We start from the raw sequence: 14,851 nt of genomic DNA, 5'->3' as shown, positions 1-14,851 counted from the left end.
GCCCGGCAAGTCGTGCCCCATGGGGGTTCGCCGCCTTTCACCAATGCGCCAGGAGGGTGCGGAAGACGCCACAACTGTTCAGACCAGTAAGACCGAGCAAGCCCAGTAAAACCGCGGCCTGGCACCCCTTGAGTCCACTCTTGGCACGCCCCGTGCTCTGTCGAATCGCAGAAATCACTTCCCGCCGATTCGGAGATTTGCCATGACCCAGCGTTACAGCGCCCTCCTCGCCGCTCTGTTTGCCAGCCTGATGCTGAGCCAGGCGCCCGCCCACGCCGACGGTCTGGAGGATGTGGTCAAGCGCGGTGTCCTCAAGGTGGCCGTGCCCCAGGACTTCCCGCCGTTCGGCTCGGTCGGCCCGGACATGAAGCCACGCGGCCTCGATGTCGACACCGCCAGGCTGCTGGCCGACCAACTCAAGGTCACACTCGAGCTGACCCCGGTCAACAGCACCAACCGCATTCCGTTCCTGACCACCGGCAAGGTCGACCTGGTGATTTCCAGCCTGGGCAAAAACCCCGAGCGCGAGAAGGTCATCGACTTCTCCAACGCCTACGCCCCCTTCTACCTCGCCGTCTTCGGCCCGCCGGATGCCGATATCAAGGGCCTGGACGACCTCAAGGGCAAGACCATCAGCGTCACCCGTGGCGCCATCGAAGACATCGAGCTGAGCAAAGTCGCGCCCGAAGGCGTGACCATCAAGCGCTTCGAAGACAACAACTCGACCATCGCGGCCTACCTCGCCGGGCAAGTCGACCTGATCGCCAGCGGCAACGTGGTGATGGTGGCGATCAGTGAACGCAACCCGAAACGCGTGCCGGCGCTGAAAGTGAAACTCAAGGATTCGCCGGTCTACGTCGGCGTCAACAAGAACGAGCCGGCGCTGCTGGGCAAGGTCAACCAGATCCTCGCCACCGCCAGGACCGACGGTTCGCTGGAGAAAAACGCCCAAACCTGGCTCAAAGAGCCGCTGCCGGCCGATCTCTGATCGCCGCAGGAGAGACTTGATATGTCCTATCAGTTCGACTTCATTCCTGTGGTGCAAAACACCGACCTGCTGCTGCGCGGTGCGCTGTTCACCCTTGAACTGACAGCTATCGGCGCGGTGCTCGGGGTCGGCCTGGGTATTGTCGGAGCCCTGGTGCGGGCGTGGAATATTCGCCCGTTCTCCACGATTTTCGGCGTTTATGTCGAGTTGATCCGCAACACGCCGTTTCTGGTGCAGTTGTTTTTCATCTTCTTCGGCCTGCCGTCCCTGGGTGTGCAGATTTCCGAATGGCAGGCCGCTGTGCTGGCGATGGTGATCAACCTCGGGGCCTATTCGACCGAGATCATCCGCGCCGGCATCCAGGCGATTCCTCGCGGTCAGCTGGAAGCCGCCGCTGCCTTGGCGATGAGCCGCTTCGAAGCCTTCCGGCACGTGGTCCTGCTGCCCGCGCTGGGCAAGGTGTGGCCGGCCCTGAGCAGCCAGATCATCATCGTCATGCTGGGTTCGGCGGTCTGCTCGCAGATCGCCACCGAAGAACTGAGCTTCGCCGCCAACTTCATTCAGTCGCGCAACTTCCGCGCCTTTGAAACCTATGCCCTGACCACGCTGCTCTACCTGTGCATGGCTTTATTGATCCGCCAGTTGCTGAACTGGATTGGCCGCCGGTTTATCTCAAGAAGCAGCACAAGGAGCAGCCAATGAGCGACTTCACCTTCTGGGACATCCTGCGCAACCTGCTCACCGGCCTGCAATGGACGCTGGCGTTGTCGCTGGTGGCGTTCATCGGCGGCGGGCTGATCGGCTTGCTGATCATGGTCATGCGCATTTCAAAAAAGTCCCTGCCGAGCAGTTTCGCCCGCACTTACATCGAACTGTTCCAGGGCACGCCGCTGTTGATGCAGCTGTTCCTGGTGTTCTTCGGCGTCGCGCTGGCCGGGGTGGAGATTTCACCATGGATGGCAGCGGCGATCGCCCTGACGCTGTTCACCAGCGCCTACTTGGCCGAGATCTGGCGCGGTTGTGTCGAGTCGATTCCCCACGGCCAGTGGGAAGCTTCTTCAAGCCTGGCACTCAATCCGCTGGAGCAACTGCGCTACGTGATCCTGCCGCAAGCCCTGCGCATCGCCGTGGCGCCGACCGTCGGCTTCTCGGTGCAAGTGGTCAAAGGCACCGCCGTCACCTCGATCATCGGTTTCACCGAACTGACCAAGACCGGCGGCATGCTCGCCAACGCGACCTTCGAGCCGTTCATGGTCTACGGCCTGGTGGCCCTCGGCTATTTCCTGCTCTGTTACCCCTTGTCCCTCAGTGCGCGCTACCTGGAAAGGAGACTGCATGCCTCTGCTTAGAATTTCCGCCCTGCATAAATATTACGGCGACCACCATGTGCTCAAAGGCATCGACCTGAGCGTCGAGGAAGGCCAGGTGGTGGCGATCATCGGCCGCAGCGGCTCGGGTAAATCCACCTTGCTGCGCACCTTGAATGGCCTGGAGTCGATCAACGACGGCGTGATCGAAGTCGACGGTGAATACCTCGACGCCGCCCGCGCCGACCTGCGCAGCCTGCGGCAGAAAGTCGGGATGGTGTTCCAGCAGTTCAACTTGTTCCCGCACCTGACCGTGGGCGAAAACGTCATGCTTGCACCGCAGGTGGTGCAGAAGGTGCCAAAAGCCAGGGCCGCTGAACTGGCCAGGGAGATGCTGGAACGGGTTGGCCTGGGGGAAAAATTCGATGCGTTTCCGGACCGGCTGTCCGGTGGGCAGCAACAACGGGTGGCGATTGCCCGGGCTTTGGCGATGTCACCGAAGGTGTTGCTTTGTGATGAGATTACTTCGGCGCTGGACCCGGAACTGGTCAATGAAGTGCTGAGCGTGGTGCGGCAGCTGGCGGCGCAAGGCATGACCTTGATCATGGTTACCCATGAAATGCGTTTTGCCCGGGAGGTTGGGGATAAGTTGGTGTTCATGCATAAGGGCAAGGTGCATGAGGTGGGGGATCCGAAGGCGTTGTTTGCCAATCCGCAGACGGCGGAGCTGGCGAATTTCATTGGGACCGTTGAAATGACGGGCTGAAAGTTCTTCAGCGCCTGCGAGGCCGCCTTCGCGAGCAAGCCCGCTCCCAGATTTAACCGAGTATTTGAGTAGGAATGCGGCGAATGTGGGAGCGGGCTTGCTCGCGAAGGGGCCATCAGCCGCGCCGCAAGTACCCCGCGCCAAAAGATCGCAGCCTTCGGCGGCTCTACGCGTTGGCGGCAGCGTTTGATCGTGTCACGATGTCAGGGTTATCGACCGAGACCCCCTGACCATGCCGCAATCTCAAGCCAAGAATCTGTCCCTGATCGCCGCAATCGACCTGGGCTCCAACAGCTTTCACATGGTCGTGGCCAAGGCCCAGAACAGCGAAATCCGTATTCTCGAACGCCTCGGGGAGAAGGTTCAGCTGGCCGCTGGCATCGATGAAGAGCGCCAGCTCAGCGAAGAATCCATGCAACGCGGGCTCGATTGCCTGAAGCGCTTTGCCCAACTGATCAATGGCATGCCGCCAGGCGCCGTGCGAATCGTCGGGACCAACGCCTTGCGTGAAGCCCGCAACCGCGTCGAATTCATCCGCCGCGCTGAAGAAATCCTTGGCCACCCGGTGGAAGTCATCTCCGGCCGTGAAGAAGCGCGCCTGATCTACCTCGGCGTGTCCCACACCCTCGCCGACACGCCGGGCAAGCGCCTGGTGGCCGACATTGGCGGTGGCAGTACCGAATTCATCATTGGCCAGCGCTTCGAGCCGTTGCTGCGCGAAAGCCTGCAGATGGGCTGCGTCAGCTTTACCCAGCGCTATTTCAAGGACGGCAAGATCACCCCGGCCCGCTATGCCCAGGCGTACACGGCAGCGCGGCTGGAGATCATGAGCATCGAACACGCCCTGCACCGCCTGACCTGGGATGAAGCCATCGGCTCCTCGGGCACCATCCGGGCCATCGGCCTGGCACTGAAGGCCGGCGGGCATGGCACGGGCGAAGTGAACGCCGAAGGCCTGGCCTGGCTCAAGCGCAAACTGTTCAAGCTCGGCGACGTCGAAAAGATCGACTTCGAAGGCATCAAGCCGGACCGCCGGGCGATCTTCCCGGCCGGCCTGGCGATTCTCGAAGCCATCTTCGATGCCCTGGAACTGCAACGCATGGACCACTGCGATGGCGCCCTGCGCGAAGGCGTGCTGTATGACCTGATGGGTCGTCATCACCACGAAGACGTCCGCGAGCGCACCCTCAGCTCGCTGATGGAGCGTTATCACGTCGATCTGGAACAAGCGGCGCGGGTCGAACGCAAGGCGTTGCACGCGTTCGATCAGGTGGCCGAGGATTGGGACCTGGATGACGGCATCTGGCGCGAACTGCTGGGCTGGGCCGCCAAGGTTCATGAAGTGGGCCTGGACATCGCTCACTATCACTACCACAAGCATGGCGCCTACCTGATCGAGCATTCGGACCTGGCGGGCTTCTCCCGCGAAGACCAGTTGATGCTCGCACTGCTGGTGCGCGGTCACCGACGCAATATTCCCCGGGACAAGTTTGCCGAGTTCGGCGATGAAGGCATCAAGCTGATTCGCCTGTGCGTGCTGCTGCGCTTTGCGATCCTGTTCCATCACATCCGCGGCACCCAGCAAATGCCTCAGGTCGTACTGCAGGCCAATGGCGACAGCCTGGATGTGCTGTTCCCGGAAAACTGGCTGGACGAAAACCAGTTGACCCAGGCCGACTTTGGTCTGGAAGCGGAATGGCTGACCCGGGTCGGCTTTGTGCTTAACGTGCGCTGAAACTGAAAAAGGCCTTCTTCGGAAGGCCTTTTTTGTGTCCGCGATTCAGCAGACGACGCAATCTCCTTGTGGGAGCGGGCTTGCTCGCGAAGGCGGTGTGTCAGGTGACATTAATGGCGACTGACACGCCCTCTTCGCGAGCAAGCCCGCTCCCACAGGTTTTATGCGTTAACGAACGGCCAGAATCGGGCTGCCCAAACGCTCCAGCAGCGTCGCCTGGGCACTGCGCGGGTTCTGGTTGCCGGTCGGTGTGTTGCGGATATAGCGACCGTCCGCCTGCAGGCTCCAGCTATGGGTGTTGTCGGTCAGATACAGCTCCAACTCCTTCTTGACCCGCATGATCAGCTTCTTGCCCTCCACCGGGAAGCAAGTCTCGACGCGCTTGTCGAGGTTGCGCTCCATCCAGTCGGCACTGGACAGGAACATCTGTTCCTCCCCGCCGTTCAGGAAGTAGAAGACCCGGGTGTGTTCCAGGAAGCGCCCGATGATCGAGCGCACGTGGATGTTGTGCGAAACCCCGGCGATGCCCGGCCGCAGGCAGCACATGCCGCGCACCACCAGGTCGATACGCACCCCGGACTGACTGGCCTTGTACAGCGCGCGAATGATCTTCGGATCGGTCAGCGAGTTGAACTTGGCGATGATGTGCGCCGGTTTGCCGTCGAGGGCGAACTGAGTTTCGCGGGCAATCATGTCGAGCATGCCCTTCTTCAGCGTGAACGGCGCGTGCAGCAGCTTCTTCATGCGCAGGGTCTTACCCATGCCGATCAGCTGGCTGAACAGTTTGCCAACGTCTTCGCACAAGGCATCGTCGGAGGTCAGCAGGCTGTAGTCGGTGTACAGACGGGCGTTGGCCGCGTGGTAGTTGCCGGTACCCAAGTGAGCGTAACGGACAATTTCGCCGGCTTCACGCCGCAGAATCAGCATCATCTTGGCGTGGGTCTTGAAACCGACCACGCCATAGATCACCACGGCACCGGCCGCTTGCAGGCGGCTGGCGAGCTGCAGGTTGGACTCTTCATCGAACCGCGCGCGCAATTCGATCACCGCAGTGACTTCCTTGCCGTTACGCGCGGCATCGACCAGTGCATCGACGATTTCCGAGTTGGCGCCGGAGCGATACAGGGTCTGGCGCACCGCCAGGACGTGCGGGTCCTTGGCCGCCTGGCGCAGCAGGTCGACCACCGGGGTGAACGACTCGAACGGGTGCAGCAGCAGGATGTCCTGCTTGCTGATCACGCTGAAGATGTTCTCGCTGTTCTGCAGCAGCTTCGGGATCTGCGGCGTGAACGGCAGGTATTGCAGCTCGCGCTGGCTGTCCAGGCCGGTAATGCTGAACAGGCGGGTCAGGTTGACCGGACCGTTGACCTGATACAGCTCGGTCTCGTGCAGGTTGAACTGCTTGAGCAGGTAGTCGGACAGATGTTTAGGGCAGGTGTCGGCGACTTCCAGACGCACCGCGTCACCGTAGCGACGGGAGAACAACTCGCCGCGCAGGGCGCGAGCCAGGTCTTCCACATCTTCGGTGTCGACGGAAAGGTCGGCGTTGCGGGTCAGGCGGAACTGGTAGCAGCCCTTGACCTTCATGCCCTGGAACAGGTCATCGGCGTGGGCATGGATCATCGACGACAGGAATACATAGTTGTCGCCAGGGCCGCCGACTTCTTCCGGCACCTTGATGACCCGCGGCAGCAGGCGCGGTGCCGGGATGATCGCCAGACCGGAATCGCGACCGAAGGCGTCGATGCCTTCGAGCTCGACAATGAAGTTCAGGCTCTTGTTCACCAGCAACGGGAACGGGTGGGTCGGGTCGAGGCCGATCGGGGTGATGATCGGGGCGATCTCGTCGCGGAAAAAACGGCGAACCCAGGTCTTGATCTTGGTGGTCCAGTGACGCCGGCGGATGAAGCGGACCTGATGCTTTTCCAGTTCCGGCAACAGAATGTCGTTGAGGATCGCGTACTGGCGGTCGACGTGACCGTGTACCAACTCGCTGATGCGGGCCAGGGCCTGATGCGGTTGCAGGCCATCCGCGCCGGCCTGCTCACGGGCGAAGGTGATCTGCTTCTTCAGCCCGGCCACACGGATCTCGAAGAACTCGTCCAGGTTGCTGGAGAAGATCAGCAGAAATTTCAACCGCTCCAGCAACGGGTAGGACACATCCAGCGCCTGTTCCAGCACGCGGATGTTGAACTGCAGTTGCGATAGCTCGCGATGAATGTACAGGCTGCTGTCATCCAGGCCGGGAATGGCAATCGCCGGCGTCGCCGCAGCAGGCTCGGCCACCACCGCGGCGGGAGCTGGCTCCAGTTCCGGCGGGGTTTCGTCGATTTGCTCCACCACAGGTTGAGCCTCTTTTACGGCGACTTCAGTGAGTCCTTCGGTAGTCATGGAATGTTCCTGGGAGGGCTATTGTTGCTCTCGTAACAATTGAGCGGCACGGACGGCAAAGTAACTCAGGATGCCATCAGCGCCTGCACGTTTAAAAGCGGTCAGGGATTCGAGGATAACCCCTTCGCTCAACCAGCCATTCTGGATCGCTGCCATGTGCATGGCGTATTCGCCGCTGACTTGATAAACAAAAGTCGGCACTTTGAATTCTTCTTTGACCCGATAGAGGATGTCCAGATACGGCATGCCTGGCTTGACCATGACCATGTCCGCGCCTTCTGACAAGTCCGCCGCGACCTCATGCAGGGCTTCGTTGCTGTTGGCCGGGTCCATCTGATAGGAGGCCTTGTTGGCCTTGCCCAGGTTCAGCGCCGAACCCACGGCATCGCGGAACGGGCCGTAATAGGCGCTGGCGTACTTCGCCGAGTAGGCCATGATCCGCACATTGACGTGATCGGCCAGTTCGAGGGCTTCGCGGATCGCCTGGATGCGACCGTCCATCATGTCCGACGGGGCGACCACCTGAGCGCCGGCTGCGGCGTGGGACAGGGCCTGCCTGACCAGTGCGTCAACCGTGATGTCGTTCTGCACGTAGCCTTGTTCGTCGAGAATACCGTCCTGACCGTGGGTGGTGAACGGGTCCAGGGCAACGTCGGTGATTACCCCCAGCTCAGGGAACTGCGCACGCAACGCGCGGGTGGCGCGCTGGGCAATGCCTTCGGGGTTCCAGGCTTCGGCGGCGTCCAGGGATTTGAGTTCAGGTGGCGTCACCGGGAACAGGGCCACTGCAGGGATGCCCAACTCGACCCACTTGGCCGCTTCTTCCAGCAACAGGTCGATGGTCAGGCGCTCGACGCCCGGCATCGAGGCCACCGCTTCGCGACGGTTCTCACCGTCCAGCACGAACACAGGCAAGATCAGGTCGTCGACGGTCAGAACGTTTTCACGGACCAGTCGACGCGAAAAATCATCACGACGGTTGCGTCGCAAACGGGTTGCAGGGAACAAACGGTTGGCGGGGGTAAAGCTCACGGCAGACTCCTGAGCCCGCGCGGGAGGCGAGCGTGACAGTTATAAGCGACCATTATGACCGTCGTATTACAGTTATGTGCAGCCTGTGACAGGTAGTCGCATTCCATTCTCCTTGTAGGAAATGTTCACGTCGAGACACATTTGGACACTTTCATGAATGTGCACGAAGGGTTAGGCTGCGCGTTCATTTCGCCAGCATCCAGACAATGCTCCAACAATTTCTTCAGGAATTCGGCTACTTCGCCCTCTTTCTCGGCACGTTTTTCGAAGGCGAAACCATTCTGGTGCTCGCAGGCTTCCTCGCGTTCCGCGGATACATGGACCTCAAAGTGGTGATGATCGTGGCGTTCCTCGGCAGCTATGCCGGCGATCAGCTGTGGTATTTCCTGGGGCGCAAGCACGGCCGCAAGTTGCTCGCGCGCAAACCGCGCTGGCAGTTGATGGGCGACCGGGCGCTGGAACATATCCGCAGGCACCCGGACATCTGGGTCCTGAGTTTCCGCTTTGTTTATGGGCTGCGCACGGTGATGCCGGTGGCGATCGGCCTGTCGGGCTATCCGCCGGGACGTTATCTGCTGCTGAACGGGATCGGTGCCGCGATCTGGGCGGCCGCGCTGGCTGCCGCGGCCTATCACTTCGGCGCAGTACTCGAAGGCATGCTCGGCAGCGTCAAGAAGTACGAGCTGTGGGTGCTCGGCGCCCTGCTGGTCATAGGCTTTTGCCTGTGGCTGCGGCGGCGCTTCAAGAACGCCCGTCTGGCGCGAAAGATTTACGCCGACGAGCAAGCCTTGAAAGCCGAACAGGCCAAAATCGACGGTCCTAAGACGCCAGTCGAGTGAAGCGGTTTCGGCAACAGTAGAGACCGATGAGGCTGAGCAGGCTGTAACTGAGCAGCCCGACCCAGCCCACCGCACTGGCCGGCCACAGCCCGACCGCTGGCGCCAGCCATGCCAGCGGCAGGTTCGATGCCAGTCGCAGCAGCTCCAGCTTCAAAGCCCACGGGCGATTCTCCAGGGCCACCCCCAACACGAACAACCCCAGCGCCACGGCACTCCAGCCGAGCACCAGGGCGGCGGTCGGCAGATGCTGCGCAAGGTTCATCAAGTAGCTGCCCAGCGCGATGTAGACGCAAAACTGCACCGCCACGTACAGCTGCTGACGCCCGTCCAGCGGCACCTCGAACTTGCGGAACTGACTCAGGTCCGGTTTGTTCATCGGGTATTTCGCCGCCACATCCGCCGGCCGCCAACCGGTGCGCATGAACCAGATCCGCAACTTGTCCCACCCACTCCCGGCTCGCCGTGCGTCATCCCATAATTGCACGTAGAACTGCACGTTAGCCCACAACGGATTCCAGCTCGCCAGCGGCGTGGTCACGCCGAAAATCACCGGTTCGTCGTCGTCCTCTTCCTGGAACGAGCCAAATAGACGGTCCCAAATAATGAACACCCCGCCGTAGTTGCGATCCATGTAGAGAGCATTCTGTGCATGGTGAGCCCGATGATTGGACGGTGTGACGAAGAACCACTCGAACCAGCCGAGCTTGGGAATGTGCCGGGTATGCACCCAGAACTGATACAGCAGGTTCAACGCGGCGACGCTGACGAACACCAGCAGCGGCACACCCAGCACGGCCATGGGCAGGTAAAAGATCCAGCTCAGGAGAAAGCCGGTGCTGGTCTGGCGCAGGGCGGTGGAGAGGTTGTAGTCCTCGCTCTGGTGATGCACCGAATGCGCCGCCCAGAGAATATTGCGCTCGTGGCCCAGACGGTGCAGCCAGTAGTAGCAGAAGTCGTAGAGGACGAAAGCAAACACCCAGACCCAGACGCGGTCGGCCGCGAGCTCGAACAGCGCCAGATGCTGGAGGGCAAATGCGTAGGTGACCAGGCCGACACCCTTGGTCAGCAAGCCCGTGGTGGTCGACAGCACGCCGGTGCTGATGCTGTTGATCGCGTCGGCCACCCGGTAATTGCTCACCCCGCGCCAACGGTCGGCCAGCAGCTCGAGGGCGATCAGCACAAAGAAAAACGGCACCGCATACAGAATGAAATCCATGACGCGCCCTGATCGGAGTCTTGAGGACAGATCCTATGTGTAGTCGCGAATTATCCCTATGGCAACGAGTGACAAATTAGTGGACATTTAACGCCATGAATCTGGAGAAAAGCCCATGAGCAAAAAAATTGCAGTGATCCTTTCCGGCTGTGGCGTATACGACGGCGCCGAGATCCACGAGAGCGTGATTACCCTGCTGCGCCTGGACCAGCGTGGCGCCCAGGTGCAGTGTTTCGCCCCGAATATTGCGCAGTTGCATGTGATCAACCACCTGACCGGCGAAGAAATGCCCGAATCGCGCAATGTGCTGGTGGAGTCGGCACGAATCGCCCGGGGCCACATCAAGGATATTCGCGAAGCGGACGTTGAAGAATTCGATGCGCTGATCGTTCCCGGCGGGTTCGGAGCGGCCAAGAACCTCTCCAACTTCGCCATCGAAGGCGCGGGCTGCACCGTGCAGCCGGAAGTCCTGGCGCTGGCCGAAGCCTTTGCCGAAGCGGGCAAACCGGTCGGGCTGATCTGCATCTCGCCGGCGCTGGCAGCGAAAATCTATGGGCCGGGCGTGACCTGCACCATCGGTAATGACGCCGACACGGCCGCCGCGATGAACAAGATGGGGGCGACACACGCGGAATGCGCGGTGACTGAAATCGTTGAAGACAAGGCCCGCAAGCTGGTCAGTACGCCGGCGTACATGCTGGCGCAAAGCATCAGCGAAGCAGCCTCCGGCATCAACAAACTGGTCGATCGCGTGCTCGAACTGACACACGAAAACGACGCCTGACACGGTTCTTGTCGGGGTCGGATTGCTGGCGAAGGCGGTGTGCCAGGCAACATTGATGCTGAGTGTGACGGCCTCTTCGCTGGCAAGCCAGCTCCTACAGGGAGGTGTGTCGATTGCACGATTGTAGGAGCCGGCTTGCTGGCGAAGGCGGTGTGCCCAGGCAACATTGATGCTGAGTGTGACGGCCTCTTCGCTGTAGGAGCGAGCTTGCTCGCGATGGTCGTCAACGATAATGCGGCAAGCCTGACACCCCGCGTCGTCTCGGGTTTTTCGCGAGCAAGCTCGCTCCTACAGGGGGCCGCGATAACCGGGTGAGGATCCGGTCCAGCGCATTGGCAAACGCCTGTTTCTCGCGTTCGCCGAACGGCGCCGGGCCGCCGCTCATCTGCCCCTGCTCGCGCAAATCGGTGAACAGGTTGCGCACAGCGAGTCGATCGCCCATGTTCTGTGCATCGAACTCCTTGCCGCGCGGGTCCAGCGCTGCAACCCCCTTCTTCACCAGCCGGTCCGCCAGCGGCACATCGCTGCAAATCACCAGCTCACCGGGAACCGCGTGCTCCACCAGATAGTCGTCGGCCGCATCCGGACCGCTGGGCACCACGATCAGCTTCACCAGGGCCAGGCCCGGCTTGATCTGCGGCTGCCCGGCCACCAGCACCACTTCGAACTGGCGCTTGAGGGCGAACTTCACCACCAGATCCTTGGCGGCCCGGGGGCAGGCGTCGGCATCGATCCAGACACGCATTGTGTTTTCCTCTTTTAAAAAGCATCGCGGGCAAGCCACGCTCCCACAAGGCGAACGCTAAACCTGTGGGAGCGGGCTTGCCCGCGATTATGAGCGCAGCGAATGCCCTTAAGAAACCCGCACCCGCCGCTTCTCAGCCATCCGGCTACGACTGTACAACACGATAATCGCCAGGATCGCCACCACCTGCGCACTCAACGAATACGCATCCGCGTGGATCCCCAGCCAGTCGAAGTCAAAGAACGGCACCGGTCGCGTGCCGAAGATCCCGGCTTCCTGCAACGCCTTCACGCCGTGCCCGGCAAACACCACCGACAGCGCGCACAGCAGCCCGGCGTTGATGCTGAAGAACAACGACAGCGGCAGTTTTGCCGAGCCGCGCAGGATCACCCAGGCCAGGCCGACCAGCAACACCAGCGCCGTCGCACCACCGGCCAGCACCGCATCATGACCTGCCGGGCCGGCCTGCAGCCACAGGGTTTCATAGAACAGGATCACTTCGAACAGTTCGCGATACACCGAGAAGAACGCCAGGGTCGCAAACCCGAAACGCCCGCCGCCGCCCACCAGGCTGCTCTTGATGTAATCCTGCCAGGCGGCTGCATGGCGACGGTCGTGCATCCACACGCCGAGCCAGAGCACCATGACGCTGGCAAACAGCGCCGTCGCACCTTCGAGCAACTCGCGTTGCGAGCCGCTGACGTCGATCACGTATGCCGCCAATGCCCAGGTCCCGAGGCCGGCCAACAACGCCAGGCCCCAGCCGACATTGACGCTGCGCACCGCCGATTGCTGGCCGGTGTTGCGCAGGAACGCGAGGATCGCTGCCAGCACCAGGATCGCTTCCAGTCCTTCGCGCAGCAGGATCAGCAAGCCGGAGATGTAACTCAGGGACCAGCTCAAACCATCGCTGCCCAACAGGCCGGCGGCTTCCTGCAACTTGGCCTTGGCCGTGTCCAGGCGCAGCTGGGCCTGGGCCACAGGCAGCCCATCCTGCAACGATTGGCGGTAAGCCATCAGGGATTTTTCAGTGTCTTTGCGCACGTTGGCGTCGACGTTGTCCAAGGAGCTTTCGACCAGCTCGAAACCTTCCAGGTACGCCGCCACTGACAGGTCGTAGGCCTGATCATGATCGCCGGCCCGATAAGCCGCGATGCTCTTGTCCAGGGTCTCGGCGGTGTAGTCGAGCAATTGCGCCGGGCCGCGCTTGACCTGTGGCGGTTGCGCGCGCTGGGCACGGAAGGTCGCCGCGGCTTGCGGGCCGTCCACGGCCTGTACTTCTGCCGGCGTCTGACGTGCCAGATCCGCGATGTTGTAGGCCTGTGCATTGTTGGCGGCGGCCGGATCGGCACTGAAACCGGCGATGTAAGTCGCCAGGTCCCAACGCTGGCGATCGTCCAGCTGATCGGCAAAGGCCGGCATGTCGGTGCCTTCCACACCCAGGCCCAAGGTGTTGTAGATCGCGTAGAGGCTCAGGTGGTCCAGGCGCGCCGCATCACGCAGATTGGCCGGCGGCGGTGTCAGGCCGACACCCGCGGGGCCGTCGCCGGCACCGGTGTCGCCGTGGCAGACCGAACAGTGCTGGGCGTACAGCGGCGCTCCGCGAGTCGGGTCCGGGGTGATGATAGGGGCCTGGCTGACTTCATAGGCCACTGCCAGCTTCGCCCCGAGTTGCCGTGCCTGACGGGCAACATCCGCGCCATCCTGACGCGCCACGATGGCGCTACGCAGCGCACCGACGCCCTGCTCCAGCCCGGCCTTCTCCGGCTTGGCCGGCATCGCGACGATCAAGCCTTGCAGCACCTTGATGAATTCCAGCTGCTCGCGGTATTCCGACTCGTCGACGACCTTGCCCGCTTGCACGGTTTGCGGATAGTCGGCGCCAATGTAATCGAGCAAATGCAGGGCTTGCGGCGCACCTTCCACGGTGTCGGCCAGCAGATTGAAACTGCACAAGGCAAACAACGGCAACACCAGCCAGGCCAGAACACGGGACGGGGCAGTCATGAATGAATCTCAGTTGGAAATAAGAAGTAACACATTGTTCACTTCGAATGCCATTCACTCAAGCTTTGTTCGCTGATATCGCGACGCTTGCAAAAAATAAACGAATAACAAAAACGACCCTGTGGGAGCGAGCTTGCTCGCGATGGTCTTGAGGGCAACGCGTCCATTCAGAAAAAACGCGTTACCGTTGACGGCCATCGCGAGCGAGCTCGCTCCTACAGGGTATTAATCGAGGTCGGGTTTTTGTGGCCGACTGATTCAGACGGCGACTTTACGCAGCGTCGCCATGAACGCCGCCGCGCCAATGAACAGGCCGGCAAACGTGCGGTTCATGCGTCTTTGCTGTTTGGGCGTGCGCAGCATCCGCAACACCTTGGACGCCAGCCCGGTGTAACCGGCCATCACGATCAGGTCCACAAAGACCATGGTCACACCGATGATCAGGTATTGCGCCAGCAGCGGCGCATGAGGGTCGATGAACTGCGGCAACACCGCCAGCATGAATACCAGCGCCTTGGGGTTGCTGATGTTCACCAGAAAACCACGGAATACCAGGGCCATCGGCTTGCCGATCTGCCGCACGGCCGCGTCGTCGCTCATGTCGCTGGGCAGCGCTCGCCATTGCTTGACCGCGAGGAAAACCAGATAGGCCACGCCGAACCATTTGATCGCGTAGAAGGCCGTGGCCGACGCGGTGAGAATGGCGCCGACACCGGCGCCGACAATCGCGATCTGCACCGCCAGGCCCAATTGCAGGCCCAGGGCGTTCCAGTATCCGCGCCAGAAACCGTATTGCAGACCGCTGGACATCGACGCAATGGCGCCGGCACCGGGAGACAGGCTGATCACCCAGCAGGCGGCAAAAAACGCCAGCCATGTTTGAAGCTCCATTGCACACCTCGACTCGGACTCGTGACAGATGTCTAAGCTAATGCGGCTTTGGGTTGGTGACTATCGATTTTTTGCAGGATGTTGCGACTGCCGACCAGCGATTGCAGCTGTAGGGCCCCTTCGCGAGCAAGCACGCTCCCACAGGTGACC

At 61.5% G+C, this 14,851-nt stretch carries 13 protein-coding genes; 7 read left to right on the top strand and 6 right to left on the bottom strand.

Annotation, left to right across the window (positions count from 1 at the left end; translation table 11 throughout):
- Positions 1 to 202: 202 nt before the first annotated feature.
- The 5 genes from BZ163_RS22075 to ppx all read left to right on the top strand — a co-directional run bounded on the left by BZ163_RS22075 (position 203) and on the right by ppx (position 4,796).
- Positions 203 to 988, top strand: coding sequence for a transporter substrate-binding domain-containing protein (locus BZ163_RS22075; RefSeq protein WP_128872580.1), 786 nt, complete (start codon positions 203 to 205; stop codon positions 986 to 988).
- A 21-nt stretch (positions 989 to 1,009) separates the two neighbouring features.
- Positions 1,010 to 1,690 (top strand): amino acid ABC transporter permease, encoded by a 681-nt coding sequence (locus tag BZ163_RS22070; RefSeq protein WP_128872579.1) that lies wholly within the window; start codon positions 1,010 to 1,012, stop codon positions 1,688 to 1,690.
- Positions 1,687 to 2,337 carry an amino acid ABC transporter permease gene (locus tag BZ163_RS22065; protein ID WP_128872578.1) on the top strand — a complete coding sequence of 217 codons (651 nt, stop codon included), beginning with the start codon at positions 1,687 to 1,689 and terminating at the stop codon, positions 2,335 to 2,337. Before BZ163_RS22070 ends, BZ163_RS22065 begins: the two co-directional genes overlap by 4 nt.
- Positions 2,324 to 3,061, top strand: a complete 738-nt coding sequence (locus BZ163_RS22060) for an amino acid ABC transporter ATP-binding protein (protein WP_128872577.1) — start codon at positions 2,324 to 2,326, stop codon at positions 3,059 to 3,061. Before BZ163_RS22065 ends, BZ163_RS22060 begins: the two co-directional genes overlap by 14 nt.
- A gap of 232 nt (positions 3,062 to 3,293) precedes the next feature.
- Positions 3,294 to 4,796 (top strand): exopolyphosphatase, encoded by a 1,503-nt coding sequence (gene ppx, locus BZ163_RS22055; RefSeq protein WP_128872576.1) that lies wholly within the window; start codon positions 3,294 to 3,296, stop codon positions 4,794 to 4,796.
- 168 nt (positions 4,797 to 4,964) lie between these two features.
- Here the strand turns inward: ppx and ppk1 are convergent, their stop codons facing one another.
- Both ppk1 and hemB read right to left on the bottom strand, forming a co-directional pair.
- Positions 4,965 to 7,187 (bottom strand): polyphosphate kinase 1, encoded by a 2,223-nt coding sequence (gene ppk1, locus BZ163_RS22050; RefSeq protein ID WP_128872575.1) that lies wholly within the window; start codon positions 7,185 to 7,187, stop codon positions 4,965 to 4,967.
- An 18-nt stretch (positions 7,188 to 7,205) separates the two neighbouring features.
- A complete protein-coding gene (gene hemB, locus BZ163_RS22045; protein WP_128872574.1) occupies positions 7,206 to 8,219 on the bottom strand; it encodes a porphobilinogen synthase in 1,014 nt (337 codons plus the stop codon).
- Positions 8,220 to 8,425: 206 nt separating this feature from the next.
- On the opposite strand from hemB, the gene BZ163_RS22040 reads away from it, so the two are divergent.
- Positions 8,426 to 9,058, top strand: a complete 633-nt coding sequence (locus BZ163_RS22040) for a DedA family protein (protein ID WP_128872573.1) — start codon at positions 8,426 to 8,428, stop codon at positions 9,056 to 9,058.
- Here the strand turns inward: BZ163_RS22040 and BZ163_RS22035 are convergent.
- Positions 9,039 to 10,274, bottom strand: coding sequence for a sterol desaturase family protein (locus tag BZ163_RS22035; RefSeq protein WP_128872572.1), 1,236 nt, complete (start codon positions 10,272 to 10,274; stop codon positions 9,039 to 9,041). The genes BZ163_RS22040 and BZ163_RS22035 overlap by 20 nt on opposite strands.
- A gap of 115 nt (positions 10,275 to 10,389) precedes the next feature.
- On the opposite strand from BZ163_RS22035, the gene elbB reads away from it, so the two are divergent.
- A complete protein-coding gene (gene elbB / locus BZ163_RS22030) occupies positions 10,390 to 11,058 on the top strand; it encodes an isoprenoid biosynthesis glyoxalase ElbB (RefSeq protein WP_128872571.1) in 669 nt (222 codons plus the stop codon).
- 223 nt (positions 11,059 to 11,281) lie between these two features.
- Here the strand turns inward: elbB and BZ163_RS22020 are convergent, their stop codons facing one another.
- The 3 genes from BZ163_RS22020 to BZ163_RS22010 form a co-directional block, all read right to left on the bottom strand.
- Complete coding sequence (locus BZ163_RS22020) at positions 11,282 to 11,803, bottom strand: YaiI/YqxD family protein (RefSeq protein ID WP_371916827.1); 522 nt, start codon at positions 11,801 to 11,803, stop codon at positions 11,282 to 11,284.
- 108 nt (positions 11,804 to 11,911) lie between these two features.
- Positions 11,912 to 13,810, bottom strand: coding sequence for a cytochrome c/FTR1 family iron permease (locus BZ163_RS22015; protein WP_128872569.1), 1,899 nt, complete (start codon positions 13,808 to 13,810; stop codon positions 11,912 to 11,914).
- A 258-nt stretch (positions 13,811 to 14,068) separates the two neighbouring features.
- Complete coding sequence (locus tag BZ163_RS22010) at positions 14,069 to 14,701, bottom strand: LysE family transporter (RefSeq protein WP_128872568.1); 633 nt, start codon at positions 14,699 to 14,701, stop codon at positions 14,069 to 14,071.
- Between the last annotated feature and the right edge of the window lie 150 nt (positions 14,702 to 14,851).

Origin of the sequence: Pseudomonas sp. VI4.1 (assembly GCF_002029345.1) — a bacterium.
Lineage (GTDB): Bacteria > Pseudomonadota > Gammaproteobacteria > Pseudomonadales > Pseudomonadaceae > Aquipseudomonas.
This window is presented reverse-complemented; position numbering and strand designations above follow the sequence as displayed.

What these genes read in the sequence shown, in the direction of transcription:
- BZ163_RS22075 (WP_128872580.1), top strand. Translation starts at nt 203, where the DNA reads ATGACCCAGCGTTACAGCGCCCTCCTCGCCGCTCTGTTTGCCAGCCTG.
- BZ163_RS22070 (WP_128872579.1), top strand. Translation starts at nt 1,010, where the DNA reads ATGTCCTATCAGTTCGACTTCATTCCTGTGGTGCAAAACACCGACCTG.
- BZ163_RS22065 (WP_128872578.1), top strand. Translation starts at nt 1,687, where the DNA reads ATGAGCGACTTCACCTTCTGGGACATCCTGCGCAACCTGCTCACCGGC.
- BZ163_RS22060 (WP_128872577.1), top strand. Translation starts at nt 2,324, where the DNA reads ATGCCTCTGCTTAGAATTTCCGCCCTGCATAAATATTACGGCGACCAC.
- ppx (WP_128872576.1), top strand. Translation starts at nt 3,294, where the DNA reads ATGCCGCAATCTCAAGCCAAGAATCTGTCCCTGATCGCCGCAATCGAC.
- ppk1 (WP_128872575.1), bottom strand. Translation starts at nt 7,187, where the DNA reads ATGACTACCGAAGGACTCACTGAAGTCGCCGTAAAAGAGGCTCAACCT.
- BZ163_RS22040 (WP_128872573.1), top strand. Translation starts at nt 8,426, where the DNA reads ATGCTCCAACAATTTCTTCAGGAATTCGGCTACTTCGCCCTCTTTCTC.
- BZ163_RS22035 (WP_128872572.1), bottom strand. Translation starts at nt 10,274, where the DNA reads ATGGATTTCATTCTGTATGCGGTGCCGTTTTTCTTTGTGCTGATCGCC.
- elbB (WP_128872571.1), top strand. Translation starts at nt 10,390, where the DNA reads ATGAGCAAAAAAATTGCAGTGATCCTTTCCGGCTGTGGCGTATACGAC.
- BZ163_RS22020 (WP_371916827.1), bottom strand. Translation starts at nt 11,803, where the DNA reads ATGCGTGTCTGGATCGATGCCGACGCCTGCCCCCGGGCCGCCAAGGAT.
- BZ163_RS22015 (WP_128872569.1), bottom strand. Translation starts at nt 13,810, where the DNA reads ATGACTGCCCCGTCCCGTGTTCTGGCCTGGCTGGTGTTGCCGTTGTTT.
- BZ163_RS22010 (WP_128872568.1), bottom strand. Translation starts at nt 14,701, where the DNA reads ATGGAGCTTCAAACATGGCTGGCGTTTTTTGCCGCCTGCTGGGTGATC.